Source organism: Niveibacterium sp. COAC-50, from assembly GCF_013184235.1.
GTDB lineage: Bacteria > Pseudomonadota > Gammaproteobacteria > Burkholderiales > Rhodocyclaceae > Niveibacterium > Niveibacterium microcysteis.
Genome location: NZ_JABCJM010000002.1, coordinates 1,119,993 through 1,135,817, shown reverse-complemented (window position 1 = coordinate 1,135,817; position 15,825 = coordinate 1,119,993). Strand labels below are relative to the sequence as shown.

The following is a 15,825-nucleotide window of genomic DNA, read 5'->3' as shown; positions in this document are numbered from 1 at the left end:
ACGGGCGCACATCCTCAGAATCCACCATGCAGACCGACTATCTTGAACGCATCCTGAACGCCAACGTCTACGACGTCGCCATCGAAACGCCGCTCGAGCATGCGCCGAACATTTCGGCCCGCGCACACAACCGTGTGCTGCTCAAGCGCGAAGACATGCAACCGGTGTTTTCGTTCAAGATTCGCGGCGCCTACAACAAGATTGCGAAGCTTTCGGCCAAGGCGCGTGAGCGCGGCGTGATCTGCGCTTCGGCGGGCAACCACGCGCAGGGCGTTGCGTTGTCGGCCGCCAAGATGGGCATCCGCGCCGTAATCGTGATGCCGGCCACGACACCGGCGATCAAGGTCGATGCAGTGCGCGCGCGCGGCGGTGAGGTGGTGCTGCACGGCACCTCGTACGACGAAGCCTACGGCCACGCGAAAGAGCTGGAGCAAGCGGAGAAGCTGACCTTCGTGCATCCGTTCGACGATCCGGACGTGATCGCCGGCCAGGGCACGATCGGCATGGAGATCCTGCGTCAGCACCCGAAGCCGATCCACGCGGTGTTCTGCGCGATCGGCGGCGGCGGGCTGATCGCCGGCGTAGCGGCCTACATCAAGCGCCTGCGTCCGGAGACGAAGATCATCGGCGTCGAAACCTATGATGCCGACGCGATGGCGCGCTCTTTGGCTGCCGGTGAGCGGGTCCGGCTCGACCACGTCGGCCTCTTCGCTGACGGCACCGCGGTGAAGCTGGTTGGCGAAGAGACCTTCCGCCTCTGCAAGGATCTGGTCGACGAGGTGATCCTGGTCGACACCGACGCGATCTGCGCGGCGATCAAGGATGTGTTCGAAGACACCCGCTCGATCCTGGAACCCTCCGGCGCGCTCGCGATCGCCGGCGCCAAGGCTTACGCCGCGCAGCACAAGCTGCGCGACAAGACGCTAGTGGCGGTGGCATCAGGCGCCAACACCAATTTCGACCGCCTGCGCTTCGTCGCCGAGCGCGCCGAGATCGGCGAGCAGCGTGAAGCCGTGCTGGCGGTGACAATTCCCGAGAAGGCCGGCAGCTTCCGCAAGTTCTGCACCCTGCTCGGCAACCGCAACATCACCGAATTCAACTACCGCTACGGCGACAGCGATACCGCGCACGTCTTCGTCGGGGTGCAGGTGCATTCGCGCGCCGAATCCCTGAAGCTCGTCGAAACCCTTCGCCGCCACGATCTCGACACGCTTGATCTGACCGACGACGAGATGGCCAAGCTGCATGTGCGCCACATGGTTGGCGGCCACGCGCCGGCCGCGGATCACGAACGCGTGCTGCGCTTCATCTTCCCGGAGCGGCCGGGCGCGCTGATGACCTTCCTGAACCACATGCGTTCGGACTGGAACATCTCGCTGTTCCACTACCGTAACCACGGCGCGGATTACGGCCGCGTACTGGTCGGCATCCAGGTACCGCCACAGGACGACGCGGAGTTCTCGGCCTTCCTCGACAAGCTCGGCTACGAGTACGTCGACGAAACCAGCAACCCCGCCTACAAGATGTTCCTGGGCTAAGCGCCATGTTCAAACTCCTGCTTGTCGCCGGCGGCGGCTTCGTGTCGAACTTTGCGATCCAGATCGCTGCCGGGGTGCTGATTGTCCGCATGGTCAATGGCCCCGGCACCCGCTGGCTGGCTCGCAAACGTCTGAGCGGCGCGATCAAGACGCTGTCGGCGGTGAGCTTCTCGTTGCTGCTGACCTTCTTCATCCAGATCGCGATCTGGGCCGGCATCTTCCGCGCCCTGCACCAGTTCGACGACATGGAAACCGCGGTCTACCACTCCGCGGTGAACTTCGCGACGCTCGGCTATGGCGACATCGTGATGCAGGCGCCGTGGCGCATCCTCGGCCCACTCGAAGCAATCTGCGGCAACCTCACCTTGGGTATCGCGGTTGGTGTGCTGGTCAGCGCCCTGCGGGTGATCCAGGGCACCGAGCATTGATGCGAATCAGGCAGCCATCCGCCTGAGCCGCCGATACTCGACGCTCCCCCCAACACTGCCGGCCACGCCGGTACAGGCCGCCACCATGCAGACCCGCCCCATCACGCCTGCCGACATCCCGCGGCTCGCCGCGATCTTCGTCGAGGTGTTCAACGCTCCGCCGTGGCAAGACGGCTGGACGCTCGAGACCGCCATCGAGCGGCTGGAAGCCCTCGCCGCCAATCCGCATTCGCGTGGCTTCGCAATCTGGGAGCAGGATCAGCCGCTGGGCTTCGCGCTCGGCGCACGCGAACGCTGGAACGACGGCTGGTTCTTCTCGCTGCGCGAACTCTGCGTCGCCCGCAACCGACAGCGCGAAGGCGTCGGCCGCCGCCTGATCGACGCAATGTGCGCCGACCTGCTGGAAGAAGGCATCAGCTCGATCAACCTGCAAACCGGCCTCGACGCCCCCGCGCATAGTTTTTTCGCCAAGCTCGGATTCAGCGAGATGCCGCTGGTGACGATGGGCAAGCTGCTGGGGCACTGAGCCAGCGGTAGCCCATCACCGCACTCCGCCAAACGCGACCGCGTCGCAATCCACCGCGGTTGTGCCGGCGTCATTCCGCCTTCGTATCCGTCGAGCGCAGAAACCATCAATGCAGCGCCCCGTGGCGGCCACTAGAATGACGCCGCCTCGGGGCCAGCCCGCGGCGGGGTTCTGAACTGAGGGCGGGTGCACATGGGCATGGTGGTCGGGCGGGAAGTGGTTTGGCGCAGGCGCGTGGCGCATGTGGGGATCTGGCTCGCGCTGGCCCTGATCCTGTACCCGTTCGCGAACATGTTGTGGCAGGCCGTCACGGCGCATGCCAGCGCGGCCGACGGCCAGCACTGGTGGCCGCAGTTCACGGCCGATCATTTGCTGATGGTGCTCGGATGGCGTGATCAACTGGATGAGTACGGCGGCCGCTTGGCGGCGCGGGTCGAGTTCTGGCTGTGGATGTGGAACTCGGTGAAAGTCGCGGTGATCACGACCGCGATCGCCACATCCCTCGCGCTGACCACCGCCTACGCCTTTGCACGCTTGCGCTTCGGTGGTCGTGCGTCGCTCGACAAGCTGCTCTACATGAGCCACTTCTTCCCCGGCTTTTTGCTCGCGGTGGCGTACTGGAGCATCTTCGACCGCATCGGCGACACCTTTCCGGTCATCGGTGTCGACACGCATGGTGGCCTGGTATTGGCGCTGACGGGGCAGGCCACCTTGGGCATGGTATGGGCCTTCAAGGGCTACTTCGAACAGTTGCCGCTGGAGATCGAAGAGGCCGCGCGCATTGATGGCGCGACGGATTGGCAAACGTTTCGCGCGATCGCGCTGCCACTGGCGCGCCCGATGATCGTGGTGATGGTGCTGTTGCTGGTCACCAGCTTGATGTACGAGCCGATACTGAGTGCCGCGCTGCTGACCGGATCGGACACCGCGACGCTGCCGATCGGGCTCAACCGCTTCACGATCGCTGCGGGCAGTGCCGGCAATGGCAGCGCCGTCGCGCTGCATGAATTCGCGGCCGCGGCCCTGCTCGCGTCGCTACCGGGCGTGGTCGTATTCGTCTTCGCACAACGCTGGATGGATCAATCGACCGCCGGCTCGGTGAAGGGATGATGCGATGAACAACGCATCACAGGCAGTACTCACCGCCGCACCGGCCCCACGCACACGGGTCAGGCATTCGCGTTGGCGGGCGCATGCCGCGCTTTGGGGGCCACGCGCCATCGGCATCGCAGCGCTGCTCGTCGGGCTGGCCGTGGTGCTTAAGCTCTACGTCAGCGGCCAGTGGCTGTTTGGCGTAATCGTGCTGGTGACGGTCTGCGCCGGATGCTTCGTGTATCTGCAGGCGCGCAGCAGTGCATGGCGATTCCTCTTTCCGGGCCTGCTCGCGGCGCTGCTGTTCGTGCTGCTGCCGATCGGCTACACCGTGTCGCTCAGTACGTCGAACTATTCATCACAAAACTTGCTGACCTTCAGCCGTGCGACCGAGTACCTGCTGACGACGCGGTACATGCCGGAGGGCGCGCAACGATACGCGTTCGCGCTGCTGCCGGATGGCAAACGCTACCGCGCGCGCCTGGAGAGCGAAGCCGGCGAGGTCTTCCTCAGCGAGGCCTTTACGCCGGGCAAGGCCGGCAAACCGCTGGCCATGAAGCAGGTCGTCGACGCCCCGCTCGATGCGCAAGCCGACACCGCAACGCTGGTGCGCAGCGTGGCGGTGCTCAAGGCCCTGGTGCTGCAACTGCCCGACGGCAGCGTGGCGCAGATGTCATCGCTGCGCAGCTTCGACACCAGCAAACCGCTGTACATACGGCGTGCCGACGGCGCGCTGATCAACCAGCAGGACCACACGGTACTGCGCCCCAACCACGTCAGCGGCTACTACGAAACCGCGAGGGGCGAGAAAGTGGCACCGGGTTTCACCGTTTCCGTGGGCGCGGCGCAATTCATGAAACTGTTGGCCGATGAGGGCATGAGCGAGCCTTTCCTGAAGGTATTCGGCTGGACCCTCGCCTACAGCGCACTGACTGTGCTGCTGTCCTTCGCGGCGGGCCTCGCAATCGCGACGGTATTGAGCTGGCAGGAACTGCGCTGGCGCGAAACCTACAAGCTGCTGTTCTACCTGCCCAGCGCGGTGCCGATGATGATTGCGGTGTTGATCGTGAAGATGATGTTCTTCACCAACACCGGCGAAGTGAATGCCGTGCTGGACGCCGTGTTCGGCATCCGGCCCGAGTGGTTCCAGTCGCCGATGCTCGCCCGCACGATGGTCGTGATCGTCAGCGTATGGCTCTACTTCCCCTACATGATGATGCTGTGCCTGGGCCTGATCCGAGCGATCCCCGCCGAGCTGTACGAAGCCTCGGCGCTCGCCGGTGCCGGGCCACTGACGAACTTCACGCACATCACGCTGCCGCTGATTGCGCGGCCGATCCTGCCGGTGCTGGTTGCCAGCTTCGCGAGCACGTTCAACAACGCAGGACTCATTAGCTACCTGACCGGCGGCGACCCCTCGTACCTCGATACGCGCGATCCGATCGGCATGACCGATCTGCTCGCCTCTGCGGCGTTTCGAATGGCCTTCACCGGGGGCAGCAACTTCGGACTCGCTGCGGCGATCTCCGTGCTGCTGTTCCTGATTGTCGCCTTGCTCGCCCTCGCGAGCCTGCGGCTTACCCGAAATACCGGACGCATCGACTGACCCCATGGCCGACACCCCGCGCAACCCACTCGACAAACCCGGCTACGAACTCGTCTTCAGCGACGACTTCGACGCCGCCACGCTGAACACCACGCATTGGCTACCGCTCTACCTGCCGCAATGGAGTTCGCGCGCGCGCTCGCGGCCGAACTACCGCATCGCAGACAGCCAGCTGGTGCTTCAAATCACTGCAGACCAGCAGCCGTGGTGCCCCGAATTCAACGGCGGCGTGAAGGTCAGCAATCTGCAGACCGGCGTGCATGCCGGGCTGCTCGGCAGCGCGCAAGGCCAGCACCGCTTCTCCGCCGATTGCCGGGTGCGCGAAGAACAAACGCCGCAGCAGCTGTTCTGCCCGCAGTACGGCTACATCGAGATCCGCTGCCGCGGCGGGCGCGGGCTGCGCAACGTGTTCGGCTTCTGGATGATCGGCTTCGAAGACACGCCGGAACGCTCCGCCGAAATCTGCCCCTTCGAGCTGAAAGGCTGGAATGCGGGCAGCGAGCGTGCGACGCTCGGCTTCGGCCTGCACCCCTTCGGGGACCCGACGATTCGCGACGAGTTCTTCGAGCGCGAATTCCCGATCGACGCCACCGAGTTCCACCTCTACGCCGTGGATTGGTCTCCGGAAGGCGTCGCGTTCTATCTCGACAACCAGCTGATTCATCGCACGTCGCAGTCACCCGCGTACCCGATGCAGTTGATGCTGAACCTCTACGAACTGCCGCCGACGGACGACCGACCGGACGCCGCGCCCGACTACCCGACCGAGTTCGCGATCGACTACGTGCGCGCGTGGCGGCGAGCCGAATAGCCGATTCGGATACATGACGTTTACATGAATCGCCTTGCCGTCGGCACCATGCCGGCGACATACTCCGTTGCGCGACGTCCTGTCGCCCACAACACCAACGGAGAGAGCCATGCCCCTTGCCACAGCGATGCGCCGCGCCTTCGTCGCGCTGGTCGCCGCCGCCCCGATCCTGTCAATCGCCGCCCCAGCCGCGCATTTCGACTCCGGCGCGGAAGGCTGGAGCGTCGTCGACTTCGGTTGTTGCAGCACCGACTACGTCACGCCATCAACGATTTTCGCGGCGAACTGGCACGCCGCCGGCGGCGCACCCGGCGGTTACATCGATTTCGCCGACCCGTCGAGCGGGTCGTTCTACTTCGCCGCATCCAGCGCCTTCAACGGCGACCTCTCGGCCTACCTCGGCGGCACGCTCGGCTTCGCACGCAAGGTCACTGCGCCGGAGGGCTCGGTGCAATGGCGGGACGACCCTGACGTCGTGATCGTCTCGGGCGGCCAGTCCTACGTCTGGCGTGGGCCGGCCAACCCGGGTGCGGACTGGAGCACCGAGCAGGTCACGCTGCGTGCCGCGGGCTGGACCATTGGCGGCCTCGGCGGCCCGGCGGTGTCGGACACCGCCTTCGCCGCTGCACTCGGCAAGGTCTCCGCGCTTTACGTGCGCGGCGAAACCATCAACGGCATCGTCGAGACGACCGCGCTGGACAAGGTGCAGATCAGCGCCGTACCGGAACCCACCGCCGCACTGATGCTGCTGACCGGGCTCGGGGTGCTGGCGCTGCGCCGGCGGCGCGGCTAGGGCGGCCGGGCGGACACGGTGGCGACCGCGTCCGCCTGCTGGCCACCACGGTCAGGCGCGCGCGGCATTTCGCCGTAGGTCGCGGCGCACGCGGATTCCTACGGCGACGTCGCGTCGCGCTTGTGCCACCGCAGCGCATGCGCTGACACCGCGACTCGCGCAGCACAGCCGCATTTCGCCCCCCTTCACTGTCGATTCGTCGCTCGCGTGCTGCGCGCGGCGCGGCGGCTCACGACACTGGCGCCATTCCCTCACACCCCAGGAGATGCGCCATGAAGACCCCGCTTCGCTCGATTCTCGTCGCCTTCACGTTCGTCGGCTGCCTCGCCATGCCACAGGCTCATGCGTACGACGCCAGCGCCTGGCAGGCCGCACAGGCAGACTTCCAGCGCGCCAACGCCGGTGAATCGGGGGCTGCAGCCGAGGCCGCCGAGAAGTTCGCCAAGCTCGTCGCCGCCGAACCGGGTAACCCGCTGCTGCTTGCCTATCTCGGCTCCGCCGAATCGATGCAGGGGCGCGACGCGACTTTCCCGTGGAAGAAGATGAAGTTCGCCGAGGCCGGCATCGCCGACCTTGACCGCGCACTCGCCCTGCTCAAGCCCGAACATGCCCAGGCACCGGCCGGCGGCGTCTCGATTGCCAACGAGGTCAAGGTCACCGCCGCGAGCACCTTCCTCGGCCTGCCCGGCTTCTTCAACCGCGCCGAGGCCGGCGCCAAACTCGCGCATGAACTGGCCAACCAGCCGGGCTTCGCGACGATGCCGGAGCGCTATCGCAACGCCGTGCTCAAACTCACCGCGCAGGCCAAGCAATGAACACCGCCCTGCGCGACAGCACCCCGGTGGTCGCCATGCGTGGTGTGAGCAAGGCCTACCGGCTCGGTGAAGTGCAGGTCCCCGCGCTGCATGCGGCGGACCTCGATGTGAGCAGCGGCGAGATGGTCGCGCTCACCGGCCCCTCCGGTAGCGGCAAGAGCACCCTGCTGCACATCGCCGGGTTGATCGACACCGCCGATACCGGCGACTACGCCCTCGCTGGCACGGCCACCACGCAGCTCAACGAAGCGCGCCGCACGCAGTTGCGCCGCAACGCCATTGGCTTTGTGTTCCAGAGCTTCAACCTGGTGCCGGTGATGACGGTGGCGGAGAACGTCGAATACCCGCTATTCCTTGACGGGGTAGCGCGGCGCGAGGCGCGCGAGCGCGTCGCCGCGATGCTCGAACGTGTCGGACTGGCCGACCGCGCCAAGCACCGGCCCGACGAACTATCCGGCGGCCAGCGCCAACGTGTGGCGATTGCACGCGCGCTGGTCAAGCAGCCGCGTTTGTTGATCGCCGACGAGCCGACCGCCAACCTCGATTCGCACACCGCGGACGAGGTGATCGCGGTGATCCGCGCGCTGTGCCACGAAGCCGGCACCGCCTGCCTGATCGCTACCCATGACGACCGCCTCACCGCGCATTGCGACCGTGTGCTCGCGCTGCGTGACGGAGTGCTGCAATGACCACATCGCTCATCCGCTGGATCCGCTTCGCGCTGCGCAACACGCTGCGCAACCGGCGCCGTTCGCTCGCCACCGTCACCCTCACCGCGCTCGGCAGCGCGGCGATTCTGGTCGGCGGCGGCTTCGCGCTCTACACCTATGAATCCTTGCAGCAAGCCGCCGCGCGAGACACCGGCCACCTGATCGTCGCCACGAAGGATTTCTTCGATCGCGAGGAAGACACGCCGATGCAGTTCGGCATCGAACACTTCGATCAACTGCGCGACACCCTGCTGGCGCATCGTGAAGTGCGCTACGTGCTGCCGCGGCTGCACTTCTCTGGCCTCATCAGCAACGGCGACAAGTCGGTTGTGATGATCGGCAGCGGCGTCGACCCGCAGGCCGAGTTCTCGGTGCGCGGCCCCTTCCTGCAGCTGAAGGCGGGCAAGCTGCTCAACGAGGATGCCGCCAAGGGGCCGGATGTGCTGATTGGCGCAGATCTCGCGAAGAGCCTCAAGGCTGGCCCCGGCAGCGCACTGACGTTGCTCGGCTCGACCACCGCCGGCGCACTCAATGCGGTGGATGTGAAGGTACGCGGTGTGGTCAGCAGCGGCGTGCCGGACATCGACAAGCGTCTCGTGCTGACCAGCCTCGCGACCGCGCAAGGCCTGCTCGCAACCGATAAGGTCAGCAGCGTCGGCGTGTATCTCGCCGATATGGAACAGACCGCCACCCTGCGCGCCAAGCTCACGCCGCAGATCGCGCCGCTCGCAATGCGCACCTGGGAAGAGGAGGCTTTCTTCTACAAAGCGGTGCGCGGCTTGTACGACCGCATTTTCGGCGGGCTCGGCCTCGTTATCGGGCTGATCGTCGTAGGGGTCGTGGCCGGTGCGATGGCGATGGCAATCGTTGAGCGCACACGCGAGATCGGCACCTTGCGGGCAATGGGCACCTCGCCGTGGCAGCTCGTACGGGCCTTCGCGATCGAAGGTGCAGCACTCGGCGCAGCGGGGGGGTTGCTGGGCGCGCTGGTCGCGGGCGGCGTCACCATCGCGCTGATGTTCGCCGGCCTGCAGATGCCACCACCGCCGGGGCGCTCGGTCGGTTATCCGTTGTTCATCACCTTCTCGCCCGAGCTTGCGTTGATCACGCTCGCAGCCGTCAGCGTGCTGGCGATGATCTCGGCCGCGGTGGTCGCACGCATCGCAGTGAAGAAGCCGATTGTGGAGGCACTGGGCCATGTTTGATCTGAACCTCATCCAACGCGGTCTGGCACTGGGCGCAGTGGCCCTTTGCGCCAGCGCGGCATACGCCGAATCGCCAGAGGCCCTGCTCAAGCGCGCCGATGCCTGGCGCTTGTCGGCCGACAACATGAAGGTGGAAACCCGCATCGAGGTGATGAAGAACGGCGCGCTGGAGAAGGAACGCGACTACCTCGTCTTCCTGCGCCCCGGCCGCGAGTCGCTGGTGCTGATGCAATCGCCGGCCGAGAAGGGCCAGAAGGTGCTGATGAAGGCCGACGACTTCTGGATGATCCTGCCCGGCAGCCAGCGCCCGATCCGCATCACGCCGACGCAGAAGCTGATCGGCGATGCGGCGGCCGGCGACGTGGCGACGCTGTCGTGGTCCGAGGACTACACGCCGGCGCAGGCCGAAGCCGAGAAGTGCGACAGCGGCGCCTGCACCCATCTCACGCTGAAGGCAAAGCAGGCGTCGGTGACCTACGCGCGTATCGAGCTTTGGGTCGACACGAAGACCGCGCAACCGCTGAAGGCCGATCTGTTCGTCGTGTCCGAAAAACTCGCGAAGCGCGCGAGCTTCGAAGTCGGCACGGTGTCCGGCAAGCCGCAGGTGACCAGCATGACCATCGACGACGAGATCCTCACCAATCGCCGTACCGTGCTGCATTACCGCAGCCGCACCGCGTACGAAGCGCCGGAAGCGTGGTTCAACCCGATGTACCTGACGCGCAACACGGTCACGCCATGAAGCTCTTGTTCGCCTTGTCCGCTGCTTTGCTGAGCGGTGGCGTGAGCGCCGCCGACTGGCCGGAGACCACGCTGGACTGGACACTGCGGGCGCAGGCCGAGGCACGCAGCGCCAACCCGGATTCGTCGCTCGCGCCCGCCGCGCACATGCTCGGCGCAGGCCGGGACTGTGGCGCCGGCGAAGTGCGGCTGCGTGGCCGCGTCGGGCAAGTGGGCTTTGCCGGGCAGGCCTGGGCGGCAAGCTGCGACCCGGGTGGCGTCGACCGCGACGGCCGCGTCGACGAGCTGTTCTGGGAGGGCGAGGCCGGCCCGCTGCACTTCACTCTGGGAAAGAAGGTGGTGAGCTGGGACGTCGGCTTCGGCTTTCGCCCGCTCGACGTGGTGCAGCGCGAGAATCGCCGCGCGCTGATCGACCAGCAGCTTGAAGGCGTGCCGGTCGTGATGCTGGAACACTTCAGCTCGCACCTGGCCTCGACCCTGGTCTTCGCCAACCCCGGCCAAAGTGACGAAGCCCTGCGGCGCGACGAGCAGGCGCTCGCCTGGCGCGGCTTCGCACAGACGTCGATGGCAGACCTGCATCTGCTCGCCCGTTGGGGTGCGCAGGAGCGCGCGAGCCTCGGCGCCGGCTTCTCGGCGGTGCCGCTCGATTCGCTCGAAGTGCACGGTTCAGCCCGCTGGGGCCAGCGCGCGACGCGCCTGGTCGGAACCTGGCCCTCGGCCATCCCGCTCGCCACCGCGTCGCCGTGGCGCGACGAGGTGGGCGGGGCTTTCTGGCAAGCCCTGATCGGCGCGCAATGGACCGGTGAGAACAAGATCTCGGTGCTCGCCGAAGCCTGGTACGACGGCACCGCCCCCACCGAGTCCGAGTGGGACGCCTGGCGCGCACGCAACGCCGCGATCGGCGGCTTTACCTACGCGCCTGAAATCGCCCGCGCCGGCAATCTCGCGTGGAACGCCCAGGCACTCGGCCAGGTTAACCTGCAGTGCGCCAACCTGCTGCTACGTGCCGCGTACGGCGGTGACACCTGGCAACCGGAGATCGACTGGCTGCTCACGCCTGCTGACGGCGGCAGCGTGCTGAGCGCGGCACTCGCCTGGCAGGGCGACCGCCTGCGCATCGAAGCCGGCCTGCGCACCTACCTTGGCCCCGCCGATTCGCTCTACCGCCAACTACCGGATCGCGGCAACGCATATCTGATGGCGACGCTGCCGTTCTGAGCCCCCATACGGCGCAGGTGGCGGCATGCGCTACCCTTGCACCGGCGCAGACCGGACCCGCATCGACCCGGGAACCGCGCCACACCGGAGACCGTCGACATGTCAGGCTTTACTGTGCAACGCATCGACCATGTGGTCCTGCGTGTCCGCGACCCCGCGCAGGCGGTGGCGTTCTACCAGGGCGTTCTGGGCTGCCGCCTGGTCCGGCGCCGCGACGACCTGGGTCTCTTCCATCTGCGGGCGGGCGCGTCGATGATCGATCTAGTCGCCCTCGACGGCCCACTCGGGCGCCTTGGCGGCGCGGCAGCCGGGGCAGAAGGCCGCAACGTCGATCATCTGTGCCTGCGGGTGGAGCCGTTCGACGAGGCCGCCTTGCGCACGCATCTGGCGGCCCACGGCATCACACCGCACGGCCCGGCCGAGATGAATTTCGGTGCGGAGGGCGACGGGCTCTCGCTTTACTTGGACGACCCCGACGGCAATCGCATCGAGCTCAAGGGCCCATGCTGCGACTCCGCGACCGGCTGACGCCACCGTAACGGAGCGTGAGCGCCCCTGCCGCCACGTTAAACTGCACGCCATGAACACAGCCCGCCACCACGACGCACCGCTTGCATGCCCATGCGGTCCGGCCGCATAAGTCGAGGCCCCGATCATGCGTTCGATGCTTGACCGCCTGCTGGGCCCCCTTAGGCGGCAGGAAGCTGCGCTCTCGGGGCAAAAACCAGCGCCTCTGGGCCCGGACAGCAGCCTGGCGCCGGCGTTGGCGCCCTACTGCCCGCCCTTGCATCTGAGCGCCCCCGGCTACGACCGCGCAACTGCATTCAGAGTCTTCTTCGATACCGAATTCACCCAGCTGCGCGACGGACAACTGCTGTCGATCGGCGCCGTAGCGCAGAACGGGAGCGAGTTCTACTGCGAGATCAGCAGTGCGGCGCTTGAGGCGGCATCGAACGCTTTTGTCCGCGCGCACGTCTTGTCGCAGTTTGGCCGGGTGCCCGGTGCGTCGGTTCCGAACCTTGCCGATCTGGGCACGCGCCTGGGCGAGTGGCTCGATCGCCTGCCCGCTTCGCCTGTGATCCTCTGCTATGACTACAAAACCGACTGGCGGCTGCTCGAAGAGGCGCTGCAGTGGGCCGGCGTTTGGCCACGCGTGAGCGCCAAACTCAGAGCCGACGATATTGCCGACGACGCCTCGCACCCGGCATGCCGCGCTCAACGCGAGCAAACAGCCGCGGCAATGGAGAATGCGGGCGACCTGAAACTGCATCACGCCCTTTTTGATGCGCGCTTGCTTCGGGCCGCATTCGAGGCGCTGCCTTGGGCCTCAGCCGACCTGGAGGCCGAGGTTTGCAGGCAGCTCGCGTGGGAGCGCGCGCAGACAATGTCACCAAAGGACTACCTTGCGGTCTCGGACATCCGCACACTACTCGCCAGCCTGCCCTCGGCGCGCTGGCGAGACCGACATCTGGACTGGTGGCTCAACCAGGTGGCTCAGCTAGACGCTTCACGTCCACAGTCGTCAGGAGCGCCTGAGCTGAAGTGAGCTCGGAACGGCACTGACAGCCCGGGCATGCCCTCGCCCTGCGAGAAGAGATCCCCCTGAATCGGCAGCACGCAGCCGCCTGCGGGGTGCAGATTCAGCATTATTTGCGCTTCGACAATCATCGTCGCCCGACCGATCGGCGCCTTCCTGCGCGCTGCACACCTGCAGGCCACGAACGACCGTCACCCTCCCCTCACGCACAGCGCGCGGCCGTAACTGCCACCCGTCGTCGCGCTCAGGTCGCGCCGACCGATGTCGAGGTTGTAGCCCCAAGCCTGCGACGTGCCGCTACCCTCCCGGCTCCAGAACCAGCCACCGCTGAGCACGAAGACTGACGCGGCGTGGCAGAAGTTTCCGCCGCATGCGACGGACTCGGCAGGGTCGTACAGCGCTTCGAGTTCGTCGATGGACGGAAGCCGCCATCCATCGCCACGCGCAGCACACTCGTTCACAGCATCGGGCCAGGAAATCTCGGTGCCGTTGTCACTCTGGCTCCACGCCAAACCGCTGCGCGGGTCAGTCACGATGCCATCGTGCTGGGCGTAGCGTTCAGGTGACGCGATGTTGGCGAAACCCAGGCAGGCGATGAACAGCGCCCCGCGCAGCGACCACTTCCCGTGTCTCACGACAGATCAGAACGGCACCGACACCCCGACCATGCCCTCGCCCTGCGAGAAGAGATCCCCCTGAATCTGCAGCATGCAGCCCCCTGAGCAAAACAAGCCGCCACTGCTGTTGATCAGCGTGGAATAGAAGCGGCCTTCAAGGCGCAGCGCGGCGTGCTTGCCGAGCATGAACTGGTAGCCCAGGCCCAGGTTCATCGAGGGCCGCAGTTCGTTGCCATAGCCCTCGCCGTCCAGCGCCAGCAGCGTGCCGCCGATACCGCCGACCACATAGGGCCCGCTGCCAACGGGGCCTTCGAAGAAGTAGGTGCCGCCAAGATGGAAGTAGGTGACAGACAGCGGCATCGTCGCGGTGGTCTTCGGCGCTGCGCTTTGCGTGTAGTCGAGTTGGGAGCGCTGGTGCGACAGGAAGAGCTGCAGCTGCCGGCTGCCGTCATACGGCAAGTCCAGCGCGATCGCACCTGTGCCGGAGCTTTCCACTTTCAAGTTCTCGCCGGTGGTGGCGTTCTGGAAATCGCCGCCGCTTCGGAACGCGCCATACGCGGTGATGGCACTGTCGGTCGCATGAGCAGGGGCTGCCAGGGCGAGCATAGCCAGCGGCAGGATGCAGGAGAGTCTGGTCTTCATGATGTTGCCTGTCAGCGCGGCCATTCCGCAGCCGGATTCTGCCGTGTGAATCGCATTGCTGGCGAGCGCGAGTGGGCCCGCCTTGCGCCAACCCAAATCCAGCGCTCGCGCCCCTTGCCCCACGGCCCTAGAATGCAGCGACCTCTTCGCTACAGGAAGCATCGCCATGCGCCTCGCCCTTCGCACCTGGATCGCCATACTCGCCACACTGTGCCTCGCGGCCGCATGCGTGAGCTACCCGGCACCGCCAGCGCCGTCGAAGTACGAGCGCGCCTGGAATGCCGCGTTGGGCGGCGTGCAGGATGCCGGCGTGACGATCATGCACGCAGAACCAAACAGCGGACTGATCCGCGGCACGAAGAACGGGATCGACGTAACGGTGACCGTCACGCGCCTGCCCGATGGCGCGGTGAAAGTGCAGTTCGACAGCAAGGGCGAAACAAAGAACGACCCGCAACTGCCGGATCGTTTCTCGCAAGCCTACGAACGGCGCATGGGCCGCTGAGCACACGGACTGGCGCACCGATGCGACGCCCGATCAGCATCTTCGCCGCCCTCTGCGCGCTAGCGGCCGGCGCTTGCGCGCGCAACCCGGACGCGGATCTGTGGGACTGCCAGTTCGCCGTGCAGAAAGACAACGCCGGCCGCTCGGCCACGGATATCGCCGAACGCGAACAGCGCATCGCTGCCTGCATGAGCGAACGCGGCTACCACCTCGATCCACGCAACAGCGCCTGCACCACGGGATCCGTTACCCCGCAGTGCTATCAGAAGTAGCCACGACCCACACCATCTAAACGCGAGCGCCCAAGCACATGATCACCGTACATCACCTTGAAATGTCGCGCTCGCAGCGCATCCTCTGGCTGCTCGAAGAACTTGGCCTGCCATACGAACTCGTGCTGTACAAACGCGACCCGAAGACCCGGCTCGCGCCGCCGGCACTCAAGGCCGTGCATCCGCTCGGCAAGTCGCCGGTCATCACAGATGGCGAACTGACGATCGCCGAATCCGGCGCCATTCTTGAATACCTGGCTGAGTGCTACGGGCCCGCGCAGGCCGGCGACCTCGCCGAGCTACAACCTGCCCCGGGCTCGGAGGCGCACCGTCAGTGCCGCTTCTGGATGCACTACGCAGAAGGTTCGCTGATGAACTGGCTGGTCATGAAGCTGGTGTTCATGAAGATCCCGACGCAGCCGATGCCCTTTTTCGTACGCCCCATCGCGCGCGCGATCTGCGATCAGGTACTGAAAAAACTGGTGGACCCGAACCTGCGCACCGGGCTCGACTTCATGGAAGCGCATCTCGCCAAGAACCACTGGTTCGCCGGCGAACAACTGAGCATTGCGGACTTTCAGATGTGTTTCCCGGTCGAAGCCGCGCTCGCGCGAACCGGCAACGCCAACCGCTATCCCAAGCTGAAGGCGTTCCGGGAGCGAGTCGCAGCCCGCCCCGCCTATCAACGCGCACTCGCCAAGGGCGGGCCGGTGTTGCTGACGGACTAGCCGCCACGCGCCACCAGCGCCGAAGCCACCGCGAGTTCGCG

Annotated in this window: 18 protein-coding genes and 2 pseudogenes; 18 read left to right on the top strand and 2 right to left on the bottom strand. The window is 66.2% G+C overall.

What is annotated here, in order from left to right:
- Window positions 1-23: 23 nt before the first annotated feature.
- The 14 genes and pseudogenes from ilvA to HH302_RS12625 all read left to right on the top strand — a co-directional run.
- A pseudogene (ilvA, locus tag HH302_RS12690) lies at window positions 24-1,538 on the top strand (threonine ammonia-lyase, biosynthetic); the annotation flags it as partial.
- A 5-nt stretch (window positions 1,539-1,543) separates the two neighbouring features.
- Entirely contained in the window at window positions 1,544-1,966 is a 423-nt protein-coding gene (locus HH302_RS12685) for an ion channel (RefSeq protein ID WP_172202514.1), read from the top strand.
- Window positions 1,967-2,051: 85 nt separating this feature from the next.
- The gene (locus HH302_RS12680; protein WP_172202513.1) at window positions 2,052-2,492 is read left to right on the top strand and encodes a GNAT family N-acetyltransferase; all 441 of its coding nucleotides are present in this window, start codon (window positions 2,052-2,054) and stop codon (window positions 2,490-2,492) included.
- A gap of 192 nt (window positions 2,493-2,684) precedes the next feature.
- The gene (locus tag HH302_RS12675; protein WP_172202512.1) at window positions 2,685-3,602 is read left to right on the top strand and encodes an ABC transporter permease subunit; all 918 of its coding nucleotides are present in this window, start codon (window positions 2,685-2,687) and stop codon (window positions 3,600-3,602) included.
- Between the two features lie 4 nt (window positions 3,603-3,606).
- Entirely contained in the window at window positions 3,607-5,190 is a 1,584-nt protein-coding gene (gene malF, locus HH302_RS12670; protein ID WP_172202511.1) for a maltose ABC transporter permease MalF, read from the top strand.
- 4 nt (window positions 5,191-5,194) lie between these two features.
- The gene (locus HH302_RS12665; RefSeq protein WP_172202510.1) at window positions 5,195-6,001 is read left to right on the top strand and encodes a glycoside hydrolase family 16 protein; all 807 of its coding nucleotides are present in this window, start codon (window positions 5,195-5,197) and stop codon (window positions 5,999-6,001) included.
- A 109-nt stretch (window positions 6,002-6,110) separates the two neighbouring features.
- A complete protein-coding gene (locus tag HH302_RS12660) occupies window positions 6,111-6,794 on the top strand; it encodes a laminin B domain-containing protein (RefSeq protein ID WP_172202509.1) in 684 nt (227 codons plus the stop codon).
- Window positions 6,795-7,066: 272 nt separating this feature from the next.
- Complete coding sequence (locus HH302_RS12655; RefSeq protein WP_172202508.1) at window positions 7,067-7,609, top strand: hypothetical protein; 543 nt, start codon at window positions 7,067-7,069, stop codon at window positions 7,607-7,609.
- On the top strand, window positions 7,606-8,298 hold the full coding sequence (locus HH302_RS12650) for an ABC transporter ATP-binding protein (protein ID WP_172202507.1): 693 nt from the start codon (window positions 7,606-7,608) through the stop codon (window positions 8,296-8,298). The genes HH302_RS12655 and HH302_RS12650 overlap by 4 nt, the downstream gene beginning before the upstream one ends.
- Window positions 8,295-9,524, top strand: a complete 1,230-nt coding sequence (locus tag HH302_RS12645) for an FtsX-like permease family protein (protein ID WP_216661883.1) — start codon at window positions 8,295-8,297, stop codon at window positions 9,522-9,524. Before HH302_RS12650 ends, HH302_RS12645 begins: the two co-directional genes overlap by 4 nt.
- Window positions 9,517-10,266, top strand: coding sequence for an outer membrane lipoprotein-sorting protein (locus HH302_RS12640; protein WP_172202506.1), 750 nt, complete (start codon window positions 9,517-9,519; stop codon window positions 10,264-10,266). Before HH302_RS12645 ends, HH302_RS12640 begins: the two co-directional genes overlap by 8 nt.
- The gene (locus HH302_RS12635) at window positions 10,263-11,483 is read left to right on the top strand and encodes a hypothetical protein (RefSeq protein WP_172202505.1); all 1,221 of its coding nucleotides are present in this window, start codon (window positions 10,263-10,265) and stop codon (window positions 11,481-11,483) included. The genes HH302_RS12640 and HH302_RS12635 overlap by 4 nt, the downstream gene beginning before the upstream one ends.
- A 99-nt stretch (window positions 11,484-11,582) precedes the next feature.
- Window positions 11,583-12,011 (top strand): VOC family protein, encoded by a 429-nt coding sequence (locus tag HH302_RS12630; RefSeq protein WP_172202504.1) that lies wholly within the window; start codon window positions 11,583-11,585, stop codon window positions 12,009-12,011.
- A 127-nt stretch (window positions 12,012-12,138) separates the two neighbouring features.
- On the top strand, window positions 12,139-13,029 hold the full coding sequence (locus HH302_RS12625) for a 3'-5' exoribonuclease (RefSeq protein ID WP_216661882.1): 891 nt from the start codon (window positions 12,139-12,141) through the stop codon (window positions 13,027-13,029).
- A 182-nt stretch (window positions 13,030-13,211) separates the two neighbouring features.
- On the opposite strand, the gene HH302_RS12620 is transcribed toward HH302_RS12625, so the two are convergent.
- A complete protein-coding gene (locus HH302_RS12620; RefSeq protein ID WP_172202503.1) occupies window positions 13,212-13,655 on the bottom strand; it encodes a DUF1566 domain-containing protein in 444 nt (147 codons plus the stop codon).
- A gap of 6 nt (window positions 13,656-13,661) precedes the next feature.
- Window positions 13,662-14,279: an outer membrane beta-barrel protein gene (locus tag HH302_RS12615; protein WP_172202502.1), complete on the bottom strand. Its 618-nt coding sequence runs from the start codon at window positions 14,277-14,279 to the stop codon at window positions 13,662-13,664.
- A 166-nt stretch (window positions 14,280-14,445) separates the two neighbouring features.
- Here HH302_RS12615 and HH302_RS12610 point away from each other — a divergent pair, with 166 nt between their 5' ends.
- The 4 genes and pseudogenes from HH302_RS12610 to HH302_RS22745 all read left to right on the top strand — a co-directional run bounded on the left by HH302_RS12610 (window position 14,446) and on the right by HH302_RS22745 (window position 15,784).
- Window positions 14,446-14,784, top strand: a complete 339-nt coding sequence (locus HH302_RS12610) for a hypothetical protein (RefSeq protein ID WP_172202501.1) — start codon at window positions 14,446-14,448, stop codon at window positions 14,782-14,784.
- Window positions 14,785-14,804: 20 nt separating this feature from the next.
- Window positions 14,805-15,056, top strand: coding sequence for a hypothetical protein (locus HH302_RS12605; protein ID WP_172202500.1), 252 nt, complete (start codon window positions 14,805-14,807; stop codon window positions 15,054-15,056).
- 38 nt (window positions 15,057-15,094) lie between these two features.
- Window positions 15,095-15,319: pseudogene (locus tag HH302_RS22750) on the top strand (glutathione S-transferase N-terminal domain-containing protein); the annotation flags it as partial.
- Between the two features lie 84 nt (window positions 15,320-15,403).
- Window positions 15,404-15,784, top strand: coding sequence for a glutathione binding-like protein (locus tag HH302_RS22745; protein ID WP_371814717.1), 381 nt, complete (start codon window positions 15,404-15,406; stop codon window positions 15,782-15,784).
- Window positions 15,785-15,825 lie beyond the last annotated feature (41 nt).